Annotated in this window: 17 protein-coding genes; 7 read left to right on the top strand and 10 right to left on the bottom strand. The window is 59.6% G+C overall.

The annotated features are described in order from the left end of the window. The first annotated feature begins 237 nt into the window (after positions 1-237). On the top strand, positions 238-951 hold the full coding sequence (gene lexA, locus WDN46_06320) for a transcriptional repressor LexA (GenBank protein ID MEJ0093040.1): 714 nt from the start codon (positions 238-240) through the stop codon (positions 949-951). Between the two features lie 8 nt (positions 952-959). Here lexA and WDN46_06315 read toward each other — a convergent pair whose 3' ends face one another. Together WDN46_06315 and WDN46_06310 are read right to left on the bottom strand one after the other, a co-directional pair. Beyond that, positions 960-1,190, bottom strand: coding sequence for a hypothetical protein (locus WDN46_06315; GenBank protein ID MEJ0093039.1), 231 nt, complete (start codon positions 1,188-1,190; stop codon positions 960-962). Further along, entirely contained in the window at positions 1,187-3,331 is a 2,145-nt protein-coding gene (locus WDN46_06310) for a ComEC/Rec2 family competence protein (protein ID MEJ0093038.1), read from the bottom strand. Before WDN46_06310 ends, WDN46_06315 begins: the two co-directional genes overlap by 4 nt. Positions 3,332-3,582: 251 nt before the next feature. Between WDN46_06310 and gltX the strand changes: the two genes are divergently transcribed. The 4 genes from gltX (at position 3,583) to xth (ending at position 8,798) form a co-directional block, all read left to right on the top strand. Beyond that, positions 3,583-5,007 carry a glutamate--tRNA ligase gene (gltX, locus tag WDN46_06305; protein ID MEJ0093037.1) on the top strand — a complete coding sequence of 475 codons (1,425 nt, stop codon included), beginning with the start codon at positions 3,583-3,585 and terminating at the stop codon, positions 5,005-5,007. A gap of 255 nt (positions 5,008-5,262) precedes the next feature. Beyond that, complete coding sequence (gene gltA / locus WDN46_06300; GenBank protein MEJ0093036.1) at positions 5,263-6,552, top strand: citrate synthase; 1,290 nt, start codon at positions 5,263-5,265, stop codon at positions 6,550-6,552. A 133-nt stretch (positions 6,553-6,685) separates the two neighbouring features. Continuing rightward, complete coding sequence (locus WDN46_06295) at positions 6,686-7,951, top strand: FAD-dependent monooxygenase (protein ID MEJ0093035.1); 1,266 nt, start codon at positions 6,686-6,688, stop codon at positions 7,949-7,951. A gap of 70 nt (positions 7,952-8,021) precedes the next feature. Continuing rightward, entirely contained in the window at positions 8,022-8,798 is a 777-nt protein-coding gene (gene xth / locus WDN46_06290; protein ID MEJ0093034.1) for an exodeoxyribonuclease III, read from the top strand. 9 nt (positions 8,799-8,807) lie between these two features. Here xth and WDN46_06285 read toward each other — a convergent pair. The 6 genes from WDN46_06285 to mntR all read right to left on the bottom strand — a co-directional run bounded on the left by WDN46_06285 (position 8,808) and on the right by mntR (position 14,556). Then, positions 8,808-9,565 (bottom strand): IS5 family transposase gene (locus WDN46_06285; protein MEJ0093033.1). Its coding sequence is split into 2 segments (ribosomal slippage): positions 8,808-9,226 and positions 9,226-9,565, totalling 759 coding nucleotides; the frame shifts between segments, so codons are not numbered across the junction. Positions 9,566-9,634: 69 nt separating this feature from the next. Continuing rightward, the gene (locus WDN46_06280) at positions 9,635-10,489 is read right to left on the bottom strand and encodes a DUF72 domain-containing protein (protein MEJ0093032.1); all 855 of its coding nucleotides are present in this window, start codon (positions 10,487-10,489) and stop codon (positions 9,635-9,637) included. Between the two features lie 186 nt (positions 10,490-10,675). Then, entirely contained in the window at positions 10,676-11,038 is a 363-nt protein-coding gene (locus WDN46_06275) for an anthrone oxygenase family protein (protein ID MEJ0093031.1), read from the bottom strand. Between the two features lie 111 nt (positions 11,039-11,149). Then, entirely contained in the window at positions 11,150-11,989 is an 840-nt protein-coding gene (locus WDN46_06270; protein MEJ0093030.1) for a tetratricopeptide repeat protein, read from the bottom strand. Further along, positions 11,970-13,700 (bottom strand): dihydroxy-acid dehydratase, encoded by a 1,731-nt coding sequence (gene ilvD, locus WDN46_06265; GenBank protein ID MEJ0093029.1) that lies wholly within the window; start codon positions 13,698-13,700, stop codon positions 11,970-11,972. Before ilvD ends, WDN46_06270 begins: the two co-directional genes overlap by 20 nt. Before the next feature lie 388 nt (positions 13,701-14,088). Further along, a complete protein-coding gene (gene mntR / locus WDN46_06260) occupies positions 14,089-14,556 on the bottom strand; it encodes a manganese-binding transcriptional regulator MntR (GenBank protein ID MEJ0093028.1) in 468 nt (155 codons plus the stop codon). Between the two features lie 200 nt (positions 14,557-14,756). On the opposite strand from mntR, the gene WDN46_06255 reads away from it, so the two are divergent. After that, positions 14,757-16,130: an Nramp family divalent metal transporter gene (locus tag WDN46_06255; GenBank protein ID MEJ0093027.1), complete on the top strand. Its 1,374-nt coding sequence runs from the start codon at positions 14,757-14,759 to the stop codon at positions 16,128-16,130. Between the two features lie 36 nt (positions 16,131-16,166). Here the strand turns inward: WDN46_06255 and WDN46_06250 are convergent, their stop codons facing one another. Beyond that, complete coding sequence (locus tag WDN46_06250) at positions 16,167-17,357, bottom strand: glycosyltransferase family 4 protein (GenBank protein MEJ0093026.1); 1,191 nt, start codon at positions 17,355-17,357, stop codon at positions 16,167-16,169. 227 nt (positions 17,358-17,584) lie between these two features. Between WDN46_06250 and WDN46_06245 the strand changes: the two genes are divergently transcribed. Continuing rightward, positions 17,585-18,613 (top strand): polysaccharide deacetylase family protein, encoded by a 1,029-nt coding sequence (locus tag WDN46_06245; GenBank protein MEJ0093025.1) that lies wholly within the window; start codon positions 17,585-17,587, stop codon positions 18,611-18,613. Between the two features lie 68 nt (positions 18,614-18,681). Here WDN46_06245 and WDN46_06240 read toward each other — a convergent pair whose 3' ends face one another. Next, a complete protein-coding gene (locus tag WDN46_06240; GenBank protein ID MEJ0093024.1) occupies positions 18,682-21,390 on the bottom strand; it encodes a valine--tRNA ligase in 2,709 nt (902 codons plus the stop codon). Positions 21,391-21,441: the final 51 nt, after the last annotated feature.

Below are 21,441 nucleotides of genomic sequence, written 5' to 3'. Positions count from 1 at the left end.
TGCGCCGGCCGTCTACATTAACCTCCCGCAAAGCTGAAAGTTCCGCCAGGGAATGGACCGCAAGACGGCGGCGCTTTTAAAAAACGCCCGGCAGTCTTGCGGAACGCAGCGCGAACAGATATGGTCTGTTCACTATTTGTGCAAAATGCGCTCGCCGTGTATGCCTTGAGCTCGACAATTTGATTCGCATTCGGCGATTGTGACCGGGCGCGACAGTCGCAGAGAAAGCCAGAGCCGATGTTGACGAAAAAGCAGAGCGAATTATTGCGCTTCATCCACGAACGTCTCAAGGAAACTGGGGTGCCCCCTTCCTTCGACGAGATGAAGGACGCCTTGGATCTGCGCTCGAAATCTGGGATACATCGTCTGATCATTGCGCTTGAAGAGCGCGGATTCATCCGCCGCCTGCCCAATCGCGCCAGGGCTCTTGAAGTTTTGCGATTGCCCGGATCTTCAACGCCTTCCGAAGGCAATCGCGGCAAGAAATTCGAGCCGAGCGTCATTGAAGGCACTTTGGGGCGCGTTCGCGCCTTGCCGCCTGGCGCCTCCGAAGATGAGATGTCGCGCTCTGTCGTCGCCATCCCGGTGATGGGCCGGATCGCCGCCGGCACGCCGATCGCGGCGCTTCAAAGTCGCAGCCACACGATCAGCCTGCCCCCTGAGATGCTGGCGCAAGGCGAACACTATGCGCTCGAAGTGCGCGGCGACTCGATGATCGAAGCTGGAATATTCGATGCCGACACAGTGGTGATCCGCAAACAAGATACGGCGGAGACGGGCGACATCGTCGTCGCGCTCATCGACGATGAAGAGGCGACCTTGAAACGGCTGCGCCGGCGCGGCGCCTCGATCGCGCTCGAAGCCGCCAATCCCGCCTATGAGACGCGGATTTTTGGACCGGATCGCATCCGCATCCAGGGCAAGCTCGTCAGCCTCATTCGCCGATATTGACGCTCGCGCTACTCCAACGGCGAGGCGTCATCGCCGTCATTTGAGTCAGCAAAAGCCTCTGGCGCGGCGTCGTTCTGCGGCTCTGCGTCCGACATCCGCGCGGTGTTGTCGGTTCGAACCGCTTGCGCCGGCGGCGTTCGACTCCAGCTGCGTTTTGGCGCGGGAGACCAAGGCCGGTCCTCGTCCGGCGCGCGCGCCGCGCGGCGTTGTGCTGCTCCCCCCGCGAACGATAAAGTCAAAGCCCCGTCTGCTTCAATTGCTCGCGATCGATGACGAGGCTGGCGGCGCAGCCGGGCGGCGCGAAAAGCGGCGTAACGATAATATCGGCGCGCTCGCAATCTTCGGCGAAAGCCAGTCTGTCGAGCACCAGCGCGACCGCCCGCCCGTCCGCGAGATGGCCAACGCAGCCGATCTTGTCGCAGCCATCTTTCTGCAACGCCTGCGCGGCGGCGCGGCCATCGGCGCCGGCGCGAAGCCATTGCTCCGTGGCGAATACGCTGGGGCGGGCGCCGATTATCGCCAGTTTGCCATCCTGCCCGCGCAAAGCCACCGCCTCGCCGCCCGGCGCGACCGCCATATCGAAAAAGGGCCCAGCCAGCGCGCCGCAAAGCCCAAGCGCTGCGAGCGGCAGCGCCAGCGCGCGGAATGCTGCTGTGCGCCACAGAACCGCGCACAGCAAGGCGAGAGTCAGAAAAATGATCGACCAGGGCGCAAATTCCGGCAGGTGAAGCGTCGCCCCAGGGAGGGATCCGACCTCGCCCGCCGCCCACATCACGCCCTTGATGCCAAGGCCGACGTAGCTCCAGACCCAGCCGTCAAAGCCAAATGGATAGAGCAGCGCACCGATCAATGCGCCAGGGACCGCGAAAATCTCGATCACCGCCAAGGTCAACGGATTGCCGATCAACACGTAAGGGCTAAGCTCATGGAAATTATAGGCCATGAACGAAGCCGTCGCCAAAGTCGCGCAAAAAGTGGCGAACAACACGCTCCCCGGCCCGTGTCGAAGATGGCGCTTGCAGGCCTCCCACCATAGGCGCATTCGCTCGCCTTCGACCGGCCGCGCCGCATTGGATAGCGCCTCTTCCCGGCCAGCCTCCATCGCGGCCATGCGCGCTTCATAGACCGCGATCAGCGCCGCGACGGCCGCGAAAGACAGTTGAAAGCTCGCTCCCATGATCGCCTCGGGCTCGATCGCGATGACCATCAAGGCGGCGAAGGCGAGGTTGCGCATGGTTAAAGCCTGCCGATCCAGCAGAACCGCGCCCAGCATAATGAGAGTCATAAACAAGGCGCGCTCGGTCCCGACGCGGGAGCCCGTCGCAATGTCATAAAAAATGGCTCCGGCCATGGCGAGCGCCGCGGCCCATTTCTTGATCGGATAGCGCAAGGCGAGGGTCGGGCTAAGAGCCAGAAGGCGGCGAAATCCAACGAAGAAAATCGCGGCGACCAGGGTCATCTGGACGCCGGAAATCGTAATGATGTGAAAGATTCCGGCCTCGCGGATCACATCCTTGGCCGATTCGGACAATAGATCGCGTTTGCCTGTGACCATAGCGGCGGCGATCGCTCCGGCGTCGCCCCCGACGATGGAATCGATGCGGCGGGCCAATGCGTTGCGGCCGCGATCCAGCGCCATCATCGCTGCGAGTCGAAGACCAGGCCCCGCCGGCGACGTCCCGACTTCAATTCGTCCGAGCGCGTTGCCGACGCCGCCAAGGCCGGCGAACCAGGCGTCCTTGGCGAAATCATACCCGCCCGGGAGGCTGGCGTGCGAGGGCGGCAGCAGCCGCGCCTTGAGTTTGACATAGGTTCCCGCCTCAAAAGGCGGGGTGCGGCGCATCGAAAGCCGCACCCGGTAGGGCGTCGCCCCAGGCGCAAGCCCCTCCACGGAGTTAACCCGTAAAATAAAGCGCGCCCCGACGCGGCGGAAGTCCATCTGCTCGATGAAGCCCTCGACCATGCCGATCCTGACCCGGTCGATCACCGGGGCGGCGACGCGCGCCGAACGCCAGGCCGCCGACAATTCGCCGGCGAGAACGGCGCAGAACCCGCATAAGAGAAAAAAAGCGAAGCGGTTTTCGCGCGCCAGAAAAGCCAAACCACCAAGCGCTGCGGTCAATGGCGCAAGCAGCCACAATGAGGGCTCGCGGTCGCCGCACATATAACAGACGACGCCCGCGCCCGCGGCGACTGGCAGCCACAGAAACATCCGGCGCAGCGCGATCTCGGTTTCGAAGGCGTCGGCAAAACGGCGCCGAAGTTGCGCCAACGCTCCGGCAAGCCCGGCGGAAAAGCCGCTGGCCCGAAGCGCGCCGTCGTCAGTGATCGCCGGTTCGGCTGGTCCCCACAAATCGCAAACTCGCAGGAGCGCGACCATCTTTGCGGCAAAAGCTCGCGGCGATGGCTCAAAGGTCTTCGCCGAAGCTGCTTTTCTTTCGGCGGTTCCATGTTACACGAGCCAAAGCGGCGCGGAAGGCCAGGCCCCCTCGCCGCCAAATATTTGGCCTCTGGCAGCGGCTGGCCCTGATCGTTCAAGTTGAACGGATCGGAGCCTCGGTCGTTGTTTTTTACCGTATGAACTCCCGGAAAGGTCTCTGCCTCCGGGATCGCGCCTTAGGAATTCGCTTCATGTCCGACGCGGTCGTCACCCGTTTTGCGCCCTCCCCAACCGGTTTTCTCCACATCGGGGGAGCCCGCACGGCTCTGTTCAACTGGCTCTACGCGCGCCATACCGGCGGCAGGATGCTGCTGCGCATCGAAGACACGGATCGCGAGCGCTCCACCGATGCAGCGATCGCGGCCATTCTGGACGGGCTGAGCTGGCTCGGCCTCGATTGGGACGGCGACGTCATCTATCAGTTTCAGCGCGCCGCCCGTCATCGCGAGATCGCCGAAAGCCTGCTCGCTTCCGGCCACGCCTATTATTGCTACGCGACGCCGAAGGAATTGGAAGAGATGCGCGACAAGGCCCGCGCCGAGGGACGGCCGCCGCGCTACGACGGACGCTGGCGCGATCGGCCCGCGAGCGAGGCGCCTCCCGACGTGAAGCCGGTGGTCCGGCTAAAGGCGCCGCAGGAAGGCGAAACGATCCTCGATGACAAAGTCCAGGGCCGCGTCAACTGGGCCAACAAGGACCTCGACGATCTCGTGCTTCTGCGCTCCGACGGCACGCCGACCTATATGCTCGCCGTGGTCGTCGACGATCACGATATGGGCGTCACGCAAATCATCCGGGGCGATGACCATTTGACCAACGCCGCGCGGCAAATGCAGATCCATCAGGCGCTGGGCTGGAGCGTTCCAAGCATGGCCCATATTCCGCTGATCCACGGCGCGGATGGGGCGAAATTGTCGAAGCGGCATGGGGCCCTCGGCGTAGACGCCTATCGCGCGTTTGGATTTCTGCCGTCCGCGCTGCGCAATTATCTCGTGCGGCTCGGCTGGAGCCACGGCGATAAAGAGTTTTTCTCGACGCAGGAGATGATTGAGTCGTTCGACCTCGCTCATATCGGCCGTTCGCCCGCGCGGTTCGATTTCGCCAAGCTCGAGAACATGAGCGGACATTATATCCGCGCGACGCCTGACGCGGAGCTGGCGAGCGCGCTCGAGGCCGCCCTGCCGTTTCTGCCGAACGGGGCCGAACGCCAACGCGAACTGGCCCTCCCGTCGATGCGGGCGAAATTGCTCGCGGCTATGCCGGGTCTGAAAGAGCGCGCCAAAACCTTGATCGAGTTGCTTGACGGCGCGTCATTCCTGTTCGCGAACCGGCCGCTTGAGCTCGACGCGAAGGCGGCGGAGATTCTCGCCAGCGGCGGCCGAGCCCATATCGCCAATCTGCTGCCGCGTTTTTCGGCGCTCCAAAGCTGGACGGCGGCGGATACGGAGGCCGCGGTGCGTGAATACGCCGAGACTGCCAAGCTCAAGCTCGGCCTGGTCGCGCAGCCTCTGCGCGCGGCGCTGACCGGACGCTCGACCTCGCCGGGGATTTTCGATGTGCTCGAAGTGCTGGGCCGCGAAGAAAGTCTCGCTCGCCTGCAAGATCAGGCCGGGTGATCGGAGTTTCCGAGCGTCGACGCGCGAGCAGCTGGGTTGTTTCTCGCTTTGATTTTTTTGGAGCGGAACACAACCTGGGATAGGCCTCAATCAAACGCATGGCCTGCAACGCCCTCCGCTTGAACGAAAGGTTTGCATCGGCTACTGACTGGTGCTCCGCACCATTTCCCCGCGGCCCAAATTTTTCACGATTCAGCCTTGTCTGTTGACTGATGGATTTGGGGCTTCTTCACAGACTTATAGAAGGCGGCCTCCATGAGCACGACGACCGGCACCTTTAGTCTTGGCGATACAACCGTCAGCATGCCGGTCAAGGCCGGATCGATCGGTCCTGCAGTCGTCGACATCGGAAAGCTTTATGCCCAGACTGGGATGTTCACCTACGATCCCGGCTTTACCTCGACGGCCAGCTGCGAGTCGGAGATCACCTATATCGACGGCGACGAAGGGGTGTTGCTCTATCGCGGCTATCCGATCGATCAGGTCGCAGAGCACGGCGATTACCTCGAAACCTGCTATCTTCTGCTCTACGGCGAATTGCCCACAGCGGCGCAGAGGTCGGATTTCAACTATAGAATCACTCGCCATACGATGATTCACGAGCAGATGGCCCGGTTTTTCCAGGGCTTCCGCCGCGACGCCCATCCAATGGCCGTCATGGTGGCGAGCGTTGGCGCGCTTTCCGCCTTCTATCATGATTCGACCGATATTTCGGACCCGAGGCAGCGCATGGTCGCCTCGATGCGGCTAATCGCCAAAATGCCGACGCTGGCCGCGATGGCTTATAAATACGCGATCGGTCAACCCTTCGTTTATCCGAAGAACGAACTCGACTACACGTCGAACTTTTTGCGCATGTGCTTTGCCGTGCCGACCGAAGAGTTCAAAGTCAGGCCGGTGCTCGCCCGCGCGCTCGACCGGATCTTTATCTTGCACGCCGATCACGAGCAGAACGCTTCGACCTCGACGGTTCGTCTTGCTGGATCATCGGGAGCCAATCCTTTCGCCTGCATCGCCGCGGGCGTCGCCTGCCTTTGGGGCCCGGCGCATGGCGGGGCCAATGAAGCAGCGCTGAAAATGCTGACGGAAATCGGCTCGGTGGAAAATATTCCGAAGTTCGTCGCCCGCGCGAAGGACAAGAATGATCCTTTCCGGCTCATGGGCTTTGGCCATCGCGTCTATAAGAATTACGACCCGCGCGCCAAGATCATGCAGCAGACCTGCCATGATGTTCTGAATGAGCTTGGCATCAAGGACGACCCTTTGCTCGACGTCGCGATCGAACTTGAGCGCATTGCGCTCAGCGATGATTATTTCATCGAGAAGAGGCTCTATCCCAACATCGATTTCTATTCGGGAATTACCTTGAAGGCGATGGGTTTCCCCGTCTCCATGTTCACGGTTCTTTTCGCCGTTGCGCGCACATCCGGCTGGATCGCGCAATGGAAGGAAATGATCGAGGATCCGGGACAAAAGATCGGCCGCCCGCGTCAGCTCTATATCGGCGCGGAGCGGCGTGAATACGTCCCGATAGACAATCGATGAGATGGAGCGGCTGAATGGCTCAGATAGAGGTTCGCGCGAGCGAGCCTCGCTCTGAGAAGCGCCGACGAGATTGCGCGCTTGCCTCTCGCAAGAGGCGCCTTCCTGGTCTAAATAGATCCGCGAAGGATGCCTGATGACAGTTTCAACCGTCGATATCGAAGCCGATATTCTCGTCGCCGGCGCTGGCGCCGCCGGACTTTCCGCGGCGCTCGCTCTGGTGCAATCCGGATTTAGTGTTGTCTGCGTTGGGCATGTCGATCGCCGCGTCAACGGCCGCACCGTGGCGCTCTTTGAATCATCGCTGCGCTTTTACAAAGCGCTCGGCCTTTGGCCGCGCTTTCGCGGTAAGAGCGCAGCGCTTGAGAAAATCGCGATGGTCGATGCGACCGGCGCGCGCTTCGCGGCTCCCTCGGTCACTTTCGCGGCAAGCGAGATCGGTCTCTCCGCTTTCGGCGAAAACATCGAAAACAGCGCCCTTGTTGAAGGTCTCGCAGAAATCGCCGCGGCGACGCCGCGACTGGCCCTCTATGAGGGCTTGCTCGGCGAGATTAGTTTTATGCCTGACGCGGCGGAGGCCGTTTTGGCTGATGGACGCCGCGTCAAAGCCAAGCTCGTGGTCGCCGCCGATGGCCGGGGTTCGCCGGCGCGGACCAAAGCCGGGATCAGCGCGCGAAGCTGGACCTATCCGCAGGTCGCCCTCACCGCTCTTCTTTCCCACGCCAGGCCGCACCGGCATGTTTCGACCGAGTTCCATACGCGCTTTGGTCCATGCACTCTGGTGCCGCTCCGCGCGCAAGGCGATAAGCCGCATCGATCGAGCCTCGTCTGGCTGATGACGGCGGAGGCGGCTGATCGCCGTCGCGGGCTCGAACCGACAGCCCTTGCAAGCGATATCGAGAATCAAGTTGATTCTCTTTTGGGTAAAATGCAACTCGATGGCCCCTGCGGCTTTTTTCCAATGGCCGGAATGAGCGTCGGACGCCTATTTGGCCATCGCATCGCGCTGATAGGCGAGGCCGCGCATGTATTTCCACCGCTCGCGGCGCAAGGGCTGAACCTTAGTCTGCGCGACAGCGCCGCCCTCGTCGAGACCTTGGAGGACGCCCGCTCGCTGGGAAAAGACATTGGGACCGCCGCGACGCTCAAAGGTTATGCGGCGGCGCGCCGCAACGACATTTCCTTGCGTACGCATGGCGTCGACATCCTCAATCGCTCTTTGCTGACCGATCTCATTCCGGTCGATCTCATGCGCGGCGCGGGCCTATTCGCTTTTTCGATGATCGGCCCGTTGCGCCGCGTCTTGATGCGCGAAGGGGTTCTGACGCACGGGACTTTGCCGCGCCTGATGCAAGAACGCACAAGCCGCGGTATTTCCCGGTCCATGGCGGAGAGGCCATGATCTTCATCCTAAGAAGCTGGCGTATCAAAGATTAAAGTCCCGCCCACAACCGGCGCAAAAAGGAATTTCCGTGGAAATCGCCACTTGGAACGTTAATTCGGTGCGGCAAAGAACGGAGCACCTGCAACGCTATTTGCGCGACGTTGCGCCTGACGTTCTTTGTCTGCAGGAACTGAAGTGCGTCGATGAGGCGTTCCCGCGGCAGGAGGTCGAGGCGCTTGGCTATAATGTCGCCGTGCATGGTCAAAAAGGTTTCAACGGAGTCGCGATCCTCTCCAAAGCGCCGATTGAAGTCACGCGCGGCCTTCCGGGCGATCCGTCCGACGAACACGCGCGCTACATTGAGGCGATCGTTCCCCTTGACGCGGGAGTCGTCCGCGTCGCCTCGATCTATCTGCCCAACGGCAACCCGCCGAACACAGACAAATATGCCTATAAGCTCGCCTGGATGGATCGCCTCATCTCCCACGCGACCTACCTCCTAACGCTGGAGGAGCCGCTGGTTCTGGCGGGGGACTATAATGTGATCCCGGCGCCGCGCGATTGCGCCGACCCGGCGGCCTGGGTGGGCGATGCGCTGTTTTTGCCGGAAACCCGCGCGCGGTTTCAAACTTTGCTGCATCTTGGCCTGACGGATGCGCTTCGCGCCACCACCGACGAGGCGGGGCTTTACACATTTTGGGATTATCAGGCGGGCGCCTGGCAGCGCAACAAGGGCATTTGCATCGATCATCTGCTGCTGTCGCCGCAGGCCGCCGACCGGCTCGTCAAAGTGACGATCGACAAGGACACGCGCGCCGAGGACAAACCCTCAGATCACGTGCCGGTCCGGATCGAGCTGAGCTAGGGTCCAGACTCACAACCAGTAGCAAACGGTAGCGGCGATGCAGACTGTCGCGAGGAAGTTTAATGCGTTTCGGTCGTAGCGGGTAGCCACGCGCCTGAAGTCTTTCAGGCGGCAGAACATGCGTTCGATGGCGTTGCGGTTTCGATAGAGGAAGGGCGAGAAGCAGTTCTTCCACCTGCGATTGGCCTTGGGCGGGATATTCGGCATAGCTCCGCGCTCCTCGACCTGCCGACGGATCGCATTTGCGTCGTAGCCCTTGTCGCCATGGAGGATTTCGCAAGGAGGAAGTCGCGCGATAAGCTCCGCGCCCGCCGAGCAATCGGCGATTTGGCCGCCGGTGAGCATGAAAGACAGCGGGCGGCAGTCCGCATCGGTCAATGCGTGGATTTTGGTTGTGCGCCCGCCGCGCGAACGGCCGATGGCCTGATTCTTCTCCCCCCTTTGCCGCCACTGGCCGAGCGATGCGCCTTGACCGCCGAGGAGTCGATGAGGACCTGCGCCGGCGGCCCGCCTGCTTGCGCAAGCGCGTGGAACAGATCGATCCAAACGCCCTTAGCAGCCCAGCGAACGTAGCGATTGTAGAGAGTCTTCTTTGGCCCGTACTCCAGCGGCGCGTCAATCCAGCGTCCGCCAGATTTCAGCACATGAATGATCCCGCTGACCACCCGGCGATCATCGACGCCCGCCTTGCCGCGCGTGTCCGTGGGAAGATGCGGCGCGATCTTCGCGAACTGCGCGTCCGTCAGCCAGAATTGATCCCGATTCATAGTCGCTTCCTTTCGGAAGCTGTGAATCACAATCCGCCTGTCACGCCAACCATTTTATGGGTCTGGGCCCTAAGTCGAGGCCTTTTCGGCATTATGCTGTAGCCGCTCGATCAGCGCGCAGGCAGCGGCGGGATTTGTCTCTTTCGCGCCTGCAATGAAAAAGATGAAGCTGTCGCGCCCCTGCCCTTTGGGCGCGCGCTCCTTGGCGAGATAGGGCAGATCGTCGGGTTCCCCGCCCGACGCCCAACATTTGGCGCGCTGGAGCCAAGTTTCGATGGCGTCCGGCGCATAGCCGGTCTCATGCAAGGCTGAACTTTTTTGCAGCCGGACATAGACGAAATCCGCGCTTATATCGGCGATCAGCGGATATTTGGCGGAATCGGCGAGGCAGATCGCGCAATTGTAGCTGCGCGCCAAGGCGACAAATTTTTCGTCGCAAAAACTCTCGTGTCGGACTTCGAGCACATGCCTCAGCGTGCAGCCGCCCTCTTCTTTCGGGAGTTGCGCGAGAAACCCTTCGAAATCCTCAGCTTCGAAACGCTTCGTCGGAGCGAATTGCCAAACCAAAGGCCCGAGTTTTGGCCCCAGCTCCGTCAAGCCGCTGCCGACAAAATGTTCGATTGCGGGTCCAGCTTCCGCCAGCCGATTGCGATGCGTCGTCAGCCGATGCGCTTTGATCGCAAAGACGAAATCGTCGGGCGTCTCGTCGGCCCAGCGGCGAAAGCTCGCAGATGTCTGTGTGCGATAAAATGTCGCGTTTATCTCGATCGCAGTCAGCTTTCGACTCGCGAACCCGAGCTCTCTCGCTTGGGTCAAGCCGCGTGGATAAAAATTATCGCGCCAGGGGGCAAAACTCCAGCCGCCAACGCCAACCCTGATCCGCCCGCGTCCCATGCCCTGTCCCCGATAGAAGCCTAGTCTCAAAATGACGCAAAAAGGTTAAATCGCAAGTTAGGCGCGAAGCTCAAATATAACCTCTACGGCGGATTCTATGCTTTATTGCAGGGGAAGGCCCCAGTGCTTGCGTTAACAACCAGCTAACTTTGAAGCGCCCTTGATTCGTCGCCGTTATGTTCTCTATTTCGTCTGATTATTAACTTCGTCTCATATCTATCGCAACGAAGCCCATAAAAATGCGAAGGTCGCGGCGACGCCAAGCGCGCTCCTCGCGCCCAACAGATGATTGGTCGGCATGATGGCGAGCAAAGTGAAAGGCCAATTGCAGAGAAGCAGAAAAGCGCCGATCAGCCACCGCCAATCTGTCAACGCATAAGCCGCAATCAGACCGAACAGAAAGCCGATGAGTGCAAGAGAGGCCTGCATCGCAAAGCCGCGTTTGTAAGCAAGCTTCCAATGCTCAAGCATCGCGCAATCATCCATGGCGAGCCTTGCCGGCTGCTCTGCGACATTGATATAGACCGCCGCGCCCGAAAAAAACGACGCTGCGATCAGCGCAAGCTGCCCCGCAAGCATGGACGTCTAAACCCCGTAGCCGCAAGCGTGACCATTTAAAGTTGGATGATCACGCTTTCAACGAAACAGCCGCAGCCAGCTGTCTGCTGAAGACGCCTCAGATCGCGGCGATCAGTTCCGCCGTTTCAAATGGTCTTCGAGATAGGAAAGCGCAACTTGCCGCTCGCTATCATTGGCGGCGGACATTGCGTTGTCATAGAGGTCGATGATCCATTTATCTTTTTTGGAGTCGATCGCCGCTTCACGCGCGAGGGTCAGCCACATAAGCGCCCGCGCTCGCTGAGGGCGCATGCCGTCCGGCCCGCTGAATAATACCTTGCCGAGCATGGCCTGCGCCTGGACATGGCCTTTCTCGGCGGCGAGATACAACCATCGCAAAGCTTGACGGGCGTCTTTGCCGCCGCCAGCCCCATCGAGATACATGCGCGCCAGGTTGTATTGCGCGCTCGCATCGCCAAAATTCGTGGCCGCGTATTGGAACATCTGCATCGCCCGCGCCGGATCGGGAAGCACCTTCGAATCCGCTATCCCGCTCAAACTATAAACGCCAACAGCGACAAAGGCGCTCGACACCACCGCCTTGTCGCGCCAATTCGGATTATCTTCGTCATAGCCTGAGATGATCTGCGAAAAATAATCATAGGCTTTGATGTCGTCGTGCGGAACGCCGTCGCCATTGGCGTAAATCTGCGCAAGCTTCCATTGCGCCAAAGATTCGCCGCCCGCCGCCGCATATTTCAAAGCGGCGATTGCGGAAGCGGAAGCCCCAGCGCGAAAATTTTCAATCCCGGCCCGCAACGCGGCGCGCGGAGTCTCGTACATCGGCGCGGCCGGCTTTTCGACAGGAGTCCCGGCGGCCCCTTCGAGCGCGCGAATCTGCGTCGCCGTCAGAGCGACGGCGAGCCCCAAAACGGCTATGAGTGCGATACGGCTAGACGTCAGCGTAGACATGGATTTCTTTCGAAGCACCGGGATGCGTTACTGCTCCGCTCACGGCGGGGCCAACCAACTGCGCATATTTCCATAACGCGCCAGAGCCGAAATCGATCAATCGCGGCCGCCATTTTAATTTACGTTCGGCTAATTCTTCATGACCCACATGGAGATCAATTGTTCCTTTGACCGCATCGATCTCAATCAAGTCCCCGTTTTGCACGAGCGCGATCGGTCCGCCCAACGCAGCTTCGGGTCCGACATGGCCGATGCAAAAGCCGCGCGTCGCGCCAGAAAACCGTCCGTCCGTCACCAGCGCAACCTTGGCCCCCATGCCTTGGCCGTAGAGAGCGGCTGTGGTCGAAAGCATTTCGCGCATGCCGGGTCCCCCGCGCGGACCTTCATAGCGGATGACGAATACGCAGCCTTCCTCGTACCGGCGCTTCGACACAGCCTCGAAACATTCTTCCTCGCTATCGAAGCAGAGCGCGGGACCCTTGAAGGTCAATTGGTCCTGGTGCATTCCGGCGACCTTCACGATCGCGCCTTCAGGCGCAAGGCTGCCGCGCAGTCCAACGACGCCGCCCGTCGCGGTAATCGGCTTGTTAGCCGGCCAGACAACATCCTGATCCGGATTCCACGCCACTTTCTCCATGTTCTCGGCAATTGTGCGGCCAGTGACGGTCATGCAATCGCCGTGGAGGAAACCGTGGTCGAGCAGCGTCTTCATCAGCAAAGGAATGCCGCCCGCCTCGAACATGTCCTTCGCGACATATTTCCCGCCGGGCTTCAGATCCGCGATGTAAGGCGTGCGCTTGAAAATTTCGGCGACGTCGAAGAGATCAAACTTGATCCCGCATTCATTGGCGATCGCCGGCAAATGCAAAGCGGCGTTCGTCGAACCGCCGGACGCGGCGACGACGGTCGCGGCATTCTCCAGCGCCTTGAGGGTGACTATATCGCGCGGACGCAAATTGCGCGCGATGAGATCCATCACGACCTCGCCCGCCGTCATGCAAAAGCGATCGCGGATTTCATAAGGAGCAGGCGCGCCAGCGGAGTAGGGCAACGCCAGCCCGATCGCCTCGGAAACCGTCGCCATTGTATTGGCGGTGAATTGCGCTCCGCACGCGCCCGCTGAAGGACACGCCACCGTCTCGAGTTCGTCGAGGTCCTCGGCCGACATTTCGCCGACGGAATATTTGCCGACGGCCTCGAACAGATCCTGCACGGTCACTTGCCGGCCGCGGAACGTTCCGGGCAGGATCGAACCGCCATAGATGAAGATGGAGGGGACGTTGAGCCGCAGCATCGCCATCATCATTCCGGGCAGCGATTTATCGCAGCCAGCCAATCCGACGAGCGCGTCATAGCAATGGCCGCGCATGGTGAGCTCGACCGAATCGGCGATCACATCTCGTGAAACCAGCGAAGATTTCATGCCCTCATGCCCCATGGCGATTCCATCGGTCACCGTGATGGTGCAGAACTCGCGCGGCGTGCCGCCGGCCGAAACAACGCCCTTCTTCACAGCCTGCGCCTGCCGCATCAAAGAAATGTTACAAGGCGCCGCCTCGTTCCAGCAGGACGCGACTCCGACCAAGGGCTGGTGAATCTGCTCGCGCGTCAGCCCCATGGCGTAAAGATAGGAGCGATGCGGCGCGCGTGATGCGCCTTCCGTCACATGCCGGCTGGGGAGTTTGCTTTTGTCGAATACGCGAGCGTTCATTGACCGCTTTCGGACCTGTTAGCGAGGAGGGGGAGCGCCGTCGACGCGACCATGACGCAACGCATCGATCAAGAGCTGAAACCCTCTATCACGCACTGCGACCGACCAATTGAAGCGACGCTGATGACTTCTATTTTGAGTTACACTTACCGAGTCGTTTGGGACTTTAAAGTCAACTTCTTCTTGAACTGACAAGTTGAAGCTAAGTTGTTTCCCGCTGTGTCTCAAAAGGCACAAACTTTAAGGCCGCCCCAAGTCAGATTTCTGCCGGCAAAGCGGCAAGCTAGCATAAGCTGATCGGGCTCGGTCTAGAATGCGTGATTCGTATTTCATACAGCAGATGGTTAACGACGCGTAAACCGCAATGGGGGCCGACTCAAAAGTCGCCTTACGCCCTGCCTGAGCGTTTCAGAAAACGGGAAAAAGCCGCCAGCGCAACGTCTGATACATGATGCTCGATCCCTTCGGCGTCGAGTTCCGCGCAACGCTCCGGCACGCCGACCGCAACCAGCAAATCAACCACCAACCGATGTCGGGCGCGCACGCGGGCGGCAAGTCCGTGTCCCTCCGAGGTAAGGAAGACGCCGCGATAGAGTTTTGACGTGGCGAGCCCCTCCCGCTTCAAGCGGGCGATGCTTTTGATCGCGGTCGCATGCGAGACCCCGAGCCGGCGCGCTATGTCGGTGGGACGCGCCTCGCCGTCGCTCATTAGAAGGTCGTCGATCAATTCGACGTAATCTTCAAGAATCGCGGAGGCCTGCGCCGAGCGCGCTTTCTCGAAGCGCAACGCTTGATCGGCCTCTGCCGGCAGCCCGGCGGGACTGGTCGAATCTGGCTTCGCCTCTTTCGCGCTCATCCGGTTTTCCCTAGGGGAAAGTCCATAACAGTCCTCGCCCGCATCCCGTAGCGATCTATCTGCTTTAACGAATCGATCCAAAAGAATCTGCGCTTTTTTGCGCGATTCATATGCGCAAAAAGCACCAGCGAGGCCAATTTCTTTCCCTTTGACTATTTTGTAGCATAGGCTACATCTTACGGTCAGTGAAGGAGAATTTAATGCAACAGCTGCCTCCGCTGTCCGAGCTCACCAGCGCCGACAGCCAGGCCGCCGTTCTGCGAAGCCCGCTCTACGAGGGAGCCCCGAAGTCGCTCGGGGCGACGTTTGGCAGCGTCAACGTCCCTCGCACCGGCTCGTCGATTCGGCGCTTTCTGGCTTTCGCCGGTCCAGGCTATCTCGTCGCCACGGGATATATGGACCCCGGCAACTGGGCGACTGCCCTTGCCGGCGGCTCGCGTTTTGGGACGGCGCTGCTGTTCGTCGCGGTTGTGTCGAGCCTGATGGCCATCGTCCTGCAGGCGCTTTCGGCAAGGCTCGCTTTCGCCACTGGCCGCGACCTCGCTCAAATCTGCCGCGACGCGTTTCCGAAGCCGGTCAGCATCGTCTTCTGGCTGATCATGGAGACGGCGATCATCGCAACCGATCTCGCGGAAGTGATCGGAACCGCAATCGGCCTTGAACTGCTCACAGGCCTGCCGCTCGGCATTGACGTGATCGTTACGGCTTTCGACGCTTTGCTCGTCCTCGCCTTCATGCGATTTGGCTTTCGCAAGCTTGAGGCTTTCGTCGTTTCGCTGCTGATCGTGATCGCATCCTGTTTCGCGATCGAACTTATCCTTGCGCGGCCGGATATGGCGGAAGTGGCGCGCGGTCTGTTGCCGACGCGGGCGTTGTTCACCGATTCACAGATGCTTTACATCGGGCTCGGCATTCTCGGCGCGACGGTGATGCCGCACAATCTTTATCTCCATTCAGGCATCGTGCTGACGCGCGCCGTCGGTCCGCGCCAGTCTGACAAGGCCAGCGCGATCCGGTTTGCAATTCTCGATTCGACCATCGCTCTCGCCTTCGCGCTCGTCATCAATGGCTCTATTCTCGTTCTCGCCGCAGCCGCGTTTCACGCCCACGGGCATACCGAGGTCGCCGAATTGCCGGACGCCTATCGGCTGATCGCGCCGCTTCTCGGGAGCGCCCTCGCCGCCAAGCTTTTCGCCATTGCTCTGATCGCTTGCGGCCTGAATTCGACTCTGACCGCGACCCTCGCGGGCCAGATCATCATGGAAGGCTTCATCAAGATAAAGCTCAATCCGATCGCGCGGCGGCTGCTCACGCGGTCAATCGCCATCGTTCCTGCGATCGCCGCGATTTATATCGGCGGCGAAAGCTCGACGAACAATCTTCTCATTCTGAGTCAGGTTGTCTTGAGCCTCACCCTGCCCTTCGCCGTCACGCCCTTGGTCTGGTTCACCGCGTCGCGCAAGCGAATGGGGAGCCTGACGGCTCCGCTTGCGACAACCGCCATCGCCGCGATCATCGCTGTGGCGATCATCGCTTTGAACGGCAAGCTGGTGCTTGACGCTTTCGTCAAATAGCGCCGGATATGAGCGCCCGCCTCTGTGAATCAAAATTCATTTCAGCGTCGATTGGCAGACGAGCAAAATCTGCTTCATCCAGTCCTGATATGATGGGGAAATCGAAGCGTGCGCGCCGGCCGCCCGGCGGCTGAATTCCGCAGTGCGGCCATCGTCGGCAAACAATTCATCGAGAGCTTTGAGAATGCAGCTCTTATCCACCGCCGGCAAGACTAGCCCGCATTGATGAGTTTTGATGTCCGTGGCGATTAAAGCTTGCTTGCTCATGATGACGGGAATGCCGGAGCCCAGCGCCTCCAAAGCCGCCAGCCCGAAGGTCTCGCGCACTCTTGAAGGCATGATCAGCAGGCGCGATCGCGCCGCGGCCTGCGCAATTACGTCATGGGATTGGAAACCATGCGCGATCAGATGCGGGGCCGGCGCAAAACGTATGTCGCCCTCGCCGAAGATATTCGCGGTCCATGGCCGCTCGCGCAGAGCCTCGATCAGCACGTCAAAGCCTTTTTGCTCCGTTAGCGTTCCGACATAGAGAATCTCACGATTACATTCGGCCTTAACCGGGAGCGCCGTGAAGGGCGTGGATGGATTATGGACGACGCTGATGGATTTCTCAGGGATCCCAGCCCTGTTTAGGTACTCGACCATGCCCTCGTGAACGGCGACGACCCTTGAACCGTTGCGCTCGATGTTCCAGGTCAATCGCCGCATCGCCGACACGCCCGATCGCCAGATCTTTTGCCAGTAGTTCCGTTTGTCGCATTGGGTAGCGAGACATGACATCGAAAGCGGGACGCGGTTGCATGATTCTTCGCGCGTGAAATCGAAATAGCCGCCATTCGGGCAGGCGATAAAAAAGTCATGGGCGTAAACCAGAACGCGTTTTGCGACCCGGTTCAGCGCCGCAAAAATTGAAGGGGAAAGGATTTGAAACCAGGAATTGACGATGTAGATCGTGTCGGGCGTGTCATCGTTATCGATGAGTTTGACCAGCTCAGCATGCGCCGTGGCATTAAACAACCCACGGAAAATGCGTGTCTTGGGATCGGCGTGAAGAAGTCTTTTTTGCCCCAGCGAAATAACCGGAATGGTTGAAAAGCCATCGCAGGGTTCTCCGACGAAAACTTTAACCGGGATGTTCTGCGCCGTGAGCATCTGCACAAGATCCAAGCCGATCTTCGCAGCGCCGCCCGATGACAAGAAGAAATCACAAATGAAAATTACTTTCATGAGTAAATCCTCACAAAATAGCAAAATTTATTAGTTAAATACTTGACGAGTCTGCAATCGCCTCCCGCGCGCCCGAATTTACTTGAACTGCCAACCACGAAGCGTGATATTCTTTCACGACAGCGCGGTTGAAGAGAAGCAGATCGAAGCGATTACGAATATCGCGTGGGCCGCAGCATGTCTGAGCGGCAGCGGTTTTGGTCAGAAGACGAGTGCGGAGAAATCGCATGAACTACTCTTTCCTAAGAGGAGTTTCAGACGTCGTTCACAAAACACGCGCCGACGAACTAATCGGCCGCAGATATGGGGGAATGGGCGCTATTATTATGGGGCACAGCGTGGTGCGCGATAAAAATAACCTCATTGACCCTAATCTTCAAATAAGTATCGATTTTCTCAACCTAATTATTACATACTATATTGCGAACGGCGTGGATATAATTTCTATGGACGAGGCGCTTGAGCGGCTTGCGACAAGAAATACAAGAAACTTCGTCTGCTTTACGTTTGACGATGGCTATCGAGATAATTTGACTGTGGCGCTGCCCTTATTCAAAAAATATAATAAGCCATTCGCCGTGTATATAACTACCGCGTTTCTGGAGCGGCGTATAGTCAATTGGTGGAGATCCTTGAGAGAAATCATCAAACGCCACGATCAAGCTACCCTTACTGTAGGCGGTAGACTCTTTACAACATCAACGCCCAAGCAGAAACTTAAGACGTTCCAGGCCATTTGCAACTATATTGACAACAAAGAAATGGACGCCGAAGAGATTGTTCATCTCTCTCGTCAAAAGAATATTAGCGCCGAGCAGGTATTGGACGAAGACGCCCTGAATAACATTGAATTACGGGAGCTTTCCGACGATCCTCTTGTCGAAATTGGCGGGCATACGGATAGCCACCCGAATCTCGCGCAATTGAGTCTTGATCAGGCGCGCGACGAAATTTTCGCGAACGCCGCCTATCTCGAGCGCCTTACCGGCAAGGCTGTACGTCATTTCGCTTATCCTTACGGCGACTCGAAGAGCTGCGGCGAAAGGGAATTTGCCCTTTGCCGAGAGCTGGGCTTTCGCACGGCGACGACGACCAGGTTTGGCGGATTGTTTCCAGATCACCTCAGACATAACACCAGTTTGCCGCGCATCCGTCTCCACGGCGCGTGCGAGAGCATCGGCTTCATGGAATGCCAACGAAAAGGCGCGGTCGCCGCGATCAAGACGCGCTTCGGAGATCCTGTCGTCAGCGCCTGACCCATGAGGCAAGCGACGAATGGCTCTGCACGGCCGCCACTACGGACGCGAAAACAGACGCATTTCGCCTAGCCAAGCCGCTTCAGCGCCGCATCCAGCTTCGCCGCTCTCGCCTGCGCCTCCACCAGTCTTTCGCGGTTTTCCTCGACCACTTCTTCCGGCGCCCTGGCTACAAAATCGGCGTTGCCGAGCTTAGCCTCGATTTTTTTGGCGTCGGCCAGCAGTTTGCCGATTTCCTTGGCCAACCTGACTTTTTCCGCGTCGAAATCGATGATCCCTTGCAGCGGCAGAGCCGCCACCGTGCCGCGCACGATAATCTGGACGGATTTTTCCGGCGACTCGGCGGCAAATGATATGTCTGACAGCCGCGCCAGCCGTTTCAGCGTATCGTCCCCGTTTCTCGCCCGCGCGGAAACCTGTTCGTCGGCGCCGACCAGCACCAAGGGAATCTGCGCTGCTGCGGGAACGTTCATTTCCGAACGCACCGAGCGCACCTCCGAAACGAGCTCCACGAGCCAGCCGATCTCTGCCTCGGCGGCGGCATTCTCAAAACCATCCAGCTGCGGCCATGGGGCCAGCGCCAAAACGCTCGATCGCGGCAGCTCAGCCGTGGCCTTGATCGCCCAAAGCTCTTCGGTGAGGAAGGGCATGAAGGGGTGCAGCAATTTAATGATCTCGTCGAGAACGAAAGCGGTCGCCGCTCGCGTCTCGTCCTTGCTAGGGCCATCGGCGCCTTGGAGCAGAGGCTTTGCGAGTTCGAGATACCAGTCGCAGAAAATATTCCAGACGAAACGATAGGCGGCGTTGGCGGCGTCGTTGAAACGGTAGGTTTTGATCGCGCCGGTCACCTCGGCGACGGCCTTCGCGGCCTCCCCTATGATCCAGCTGTTGAGGGTGATCGTCACGGACGCCGGATCGAAGCCTGCAACCCGGACGCACTCATTCATCTCGGCAAAGCGCGCCGCATTCCAGATCTTGGTCGCGAAATTGCGGTAGCCTTCGACCCTTTGCGTCGAAAGCTTTAGGTCGCGTCCCTGCGCCGCCATCGCGGCCAAAGTGAAGCGCAGAGAATCCGCGCCGTATTGCTCGATGAGGTTCAGAGGGTCGATCACATTGCCCTTGGACTTCGACATTTTCGCGCCCTTCTCGTCACGGACGAGCGCGTGGATGTAGACGTCGCGGAACGGGATCTCGCCCATGAAATGCACGCCCATCATCATCATCCGCGCCACCCAGAAGAAGATGATGTCGAAGCCCGTGACGAGGACATTGGTCGGATAATAGCGCTTCAGTTCCGGGCTTTCGTCAGGCCAGCCGAGGGTTGAGAATGGCCAGAGTCCGGACGAAAACCAAGTGTCGAGGACGTCTTCGTCGCGCGTCAATGGCGTCTCAACGCCGTAATGAGCGCGCGCCGCCGCCGCCGCCTCGCCTTCCGAAGCTTCGACGAAAACTTTCCCGTCCGGCCCATACCAAGCTGGAATCTGATGGCCCCACCAGAGTTGGCGGGAGATGCACCAGGGCTGGATATTCTCCAGCCATTGAAAATAGGTCTTTTCCCAATTCTCGGGAACGAAACGGGTCTTGCCCTCGCGCACCGCTGCGAGGGCCGGCTGCGCCAATGTCTTGGCGTCGACATACCATTGATCGGTCAGCCAGGGCTCGACAATGACGCCGGAGCGGTCGCCATGCGGAACCATATGCGGATGCGGCTCGATCCTTTCGAGCAGTTCCCGCTCCTCCATTAATTCGACGATTTTCTTGCGCGCGCGTTCGCGCGACAGGCCATGCAGCTCATCGAGCCCCGCAATGGGATTGGCTCCGGCGTGGAAGGCGTCGTTTCCGCGCAAGATCAGATTCGCTTCGGCGTCGAAAATATTGATCAACGGCAGCCCGTGCCGCCGCCCGACCTCGAAATCGTTGAAATCATGCGCGGGGGTGATCTTCACCGCGCCGGTGCCTTTTTCGGGATCGGAATAATCGTCCGCGACGATCGGGATCAGACGGCCGACAAGCGGCAGCCGCACGCGTTTGCCGTGCAGATGCAAATAGCGCTCATCCTTCGGATTGACCGCCACAGCGGCGTCGCCCAGCATGGTTTCCGGCCGCGTTGTCGCGACGACGATGAATTCGCCGGTCTCCTGGCCGGCGTCATCGACGACCGGATATTTGAAATGCCAGAGATGACCTTTGGTCTCGACCTGGACCACCTCGAGGTCCGAGATCGCCGTCAAAAGCCGCGGGTCCCAGTTGACGAGGCGCTTGTCCTTATAAATCAGCCCTTCCTTGTAGAGCTGTACGAATACCTTGACGACCGCACGAGACAGACCTTCGTCCATGGTAAAGCGTTCGCGCGACCAATCGCAGGAAGCGCCGAGACGCTGCAACTGGTTGACGATCGCCCCGCCGGATTCGGCTTTCCACTCCCACACGCGCGCGAGAAATTTTTCGCGGCCCATTTCGCGCCGGCCAGGCTCCTGACGCTCCATCAATTGGCGCTCGACGACCATTTGCGTCGCTATGCCGGCGTGGTCGGTACCCGGCTGCCAAAGCACGTCCTTGCCGCGCATGCGCTCGAAGCGGCACAAAATATCCTGCAAAGTCGTGTTGAGCGCGTGCCCCATGTGCAACGCGCCAGTGACGTTCGGCGGCGGAATGACGATCGCATAGGGTTCGGCGCCGATGCGATCCGGACGACCGGCCTTAAATGCCTCCGCATCTCGCCAAACGGCTGCGATACGGCCTTCGACCGTTTGGGGATCGAAAGTCTTTTCCATCATGAGATCATTTTTCTTCTAAATCGTTCGTGCGCTGGGGCGCGAACGCTGCGG

It is taken from the genome of Methylocella sp. (assembly GCA_037200525.1).
In the GTDB taxonomy this organism is placed as follows: domain Bacteria; phylum Pseudomonadota; class Alphaproteobacteria; order Rhizobiales; family Beijerinckiaceae; genus Methylocapsa.
This window is presented reverse-complemented; position numbering and strand designations above follow the sequence as displayed.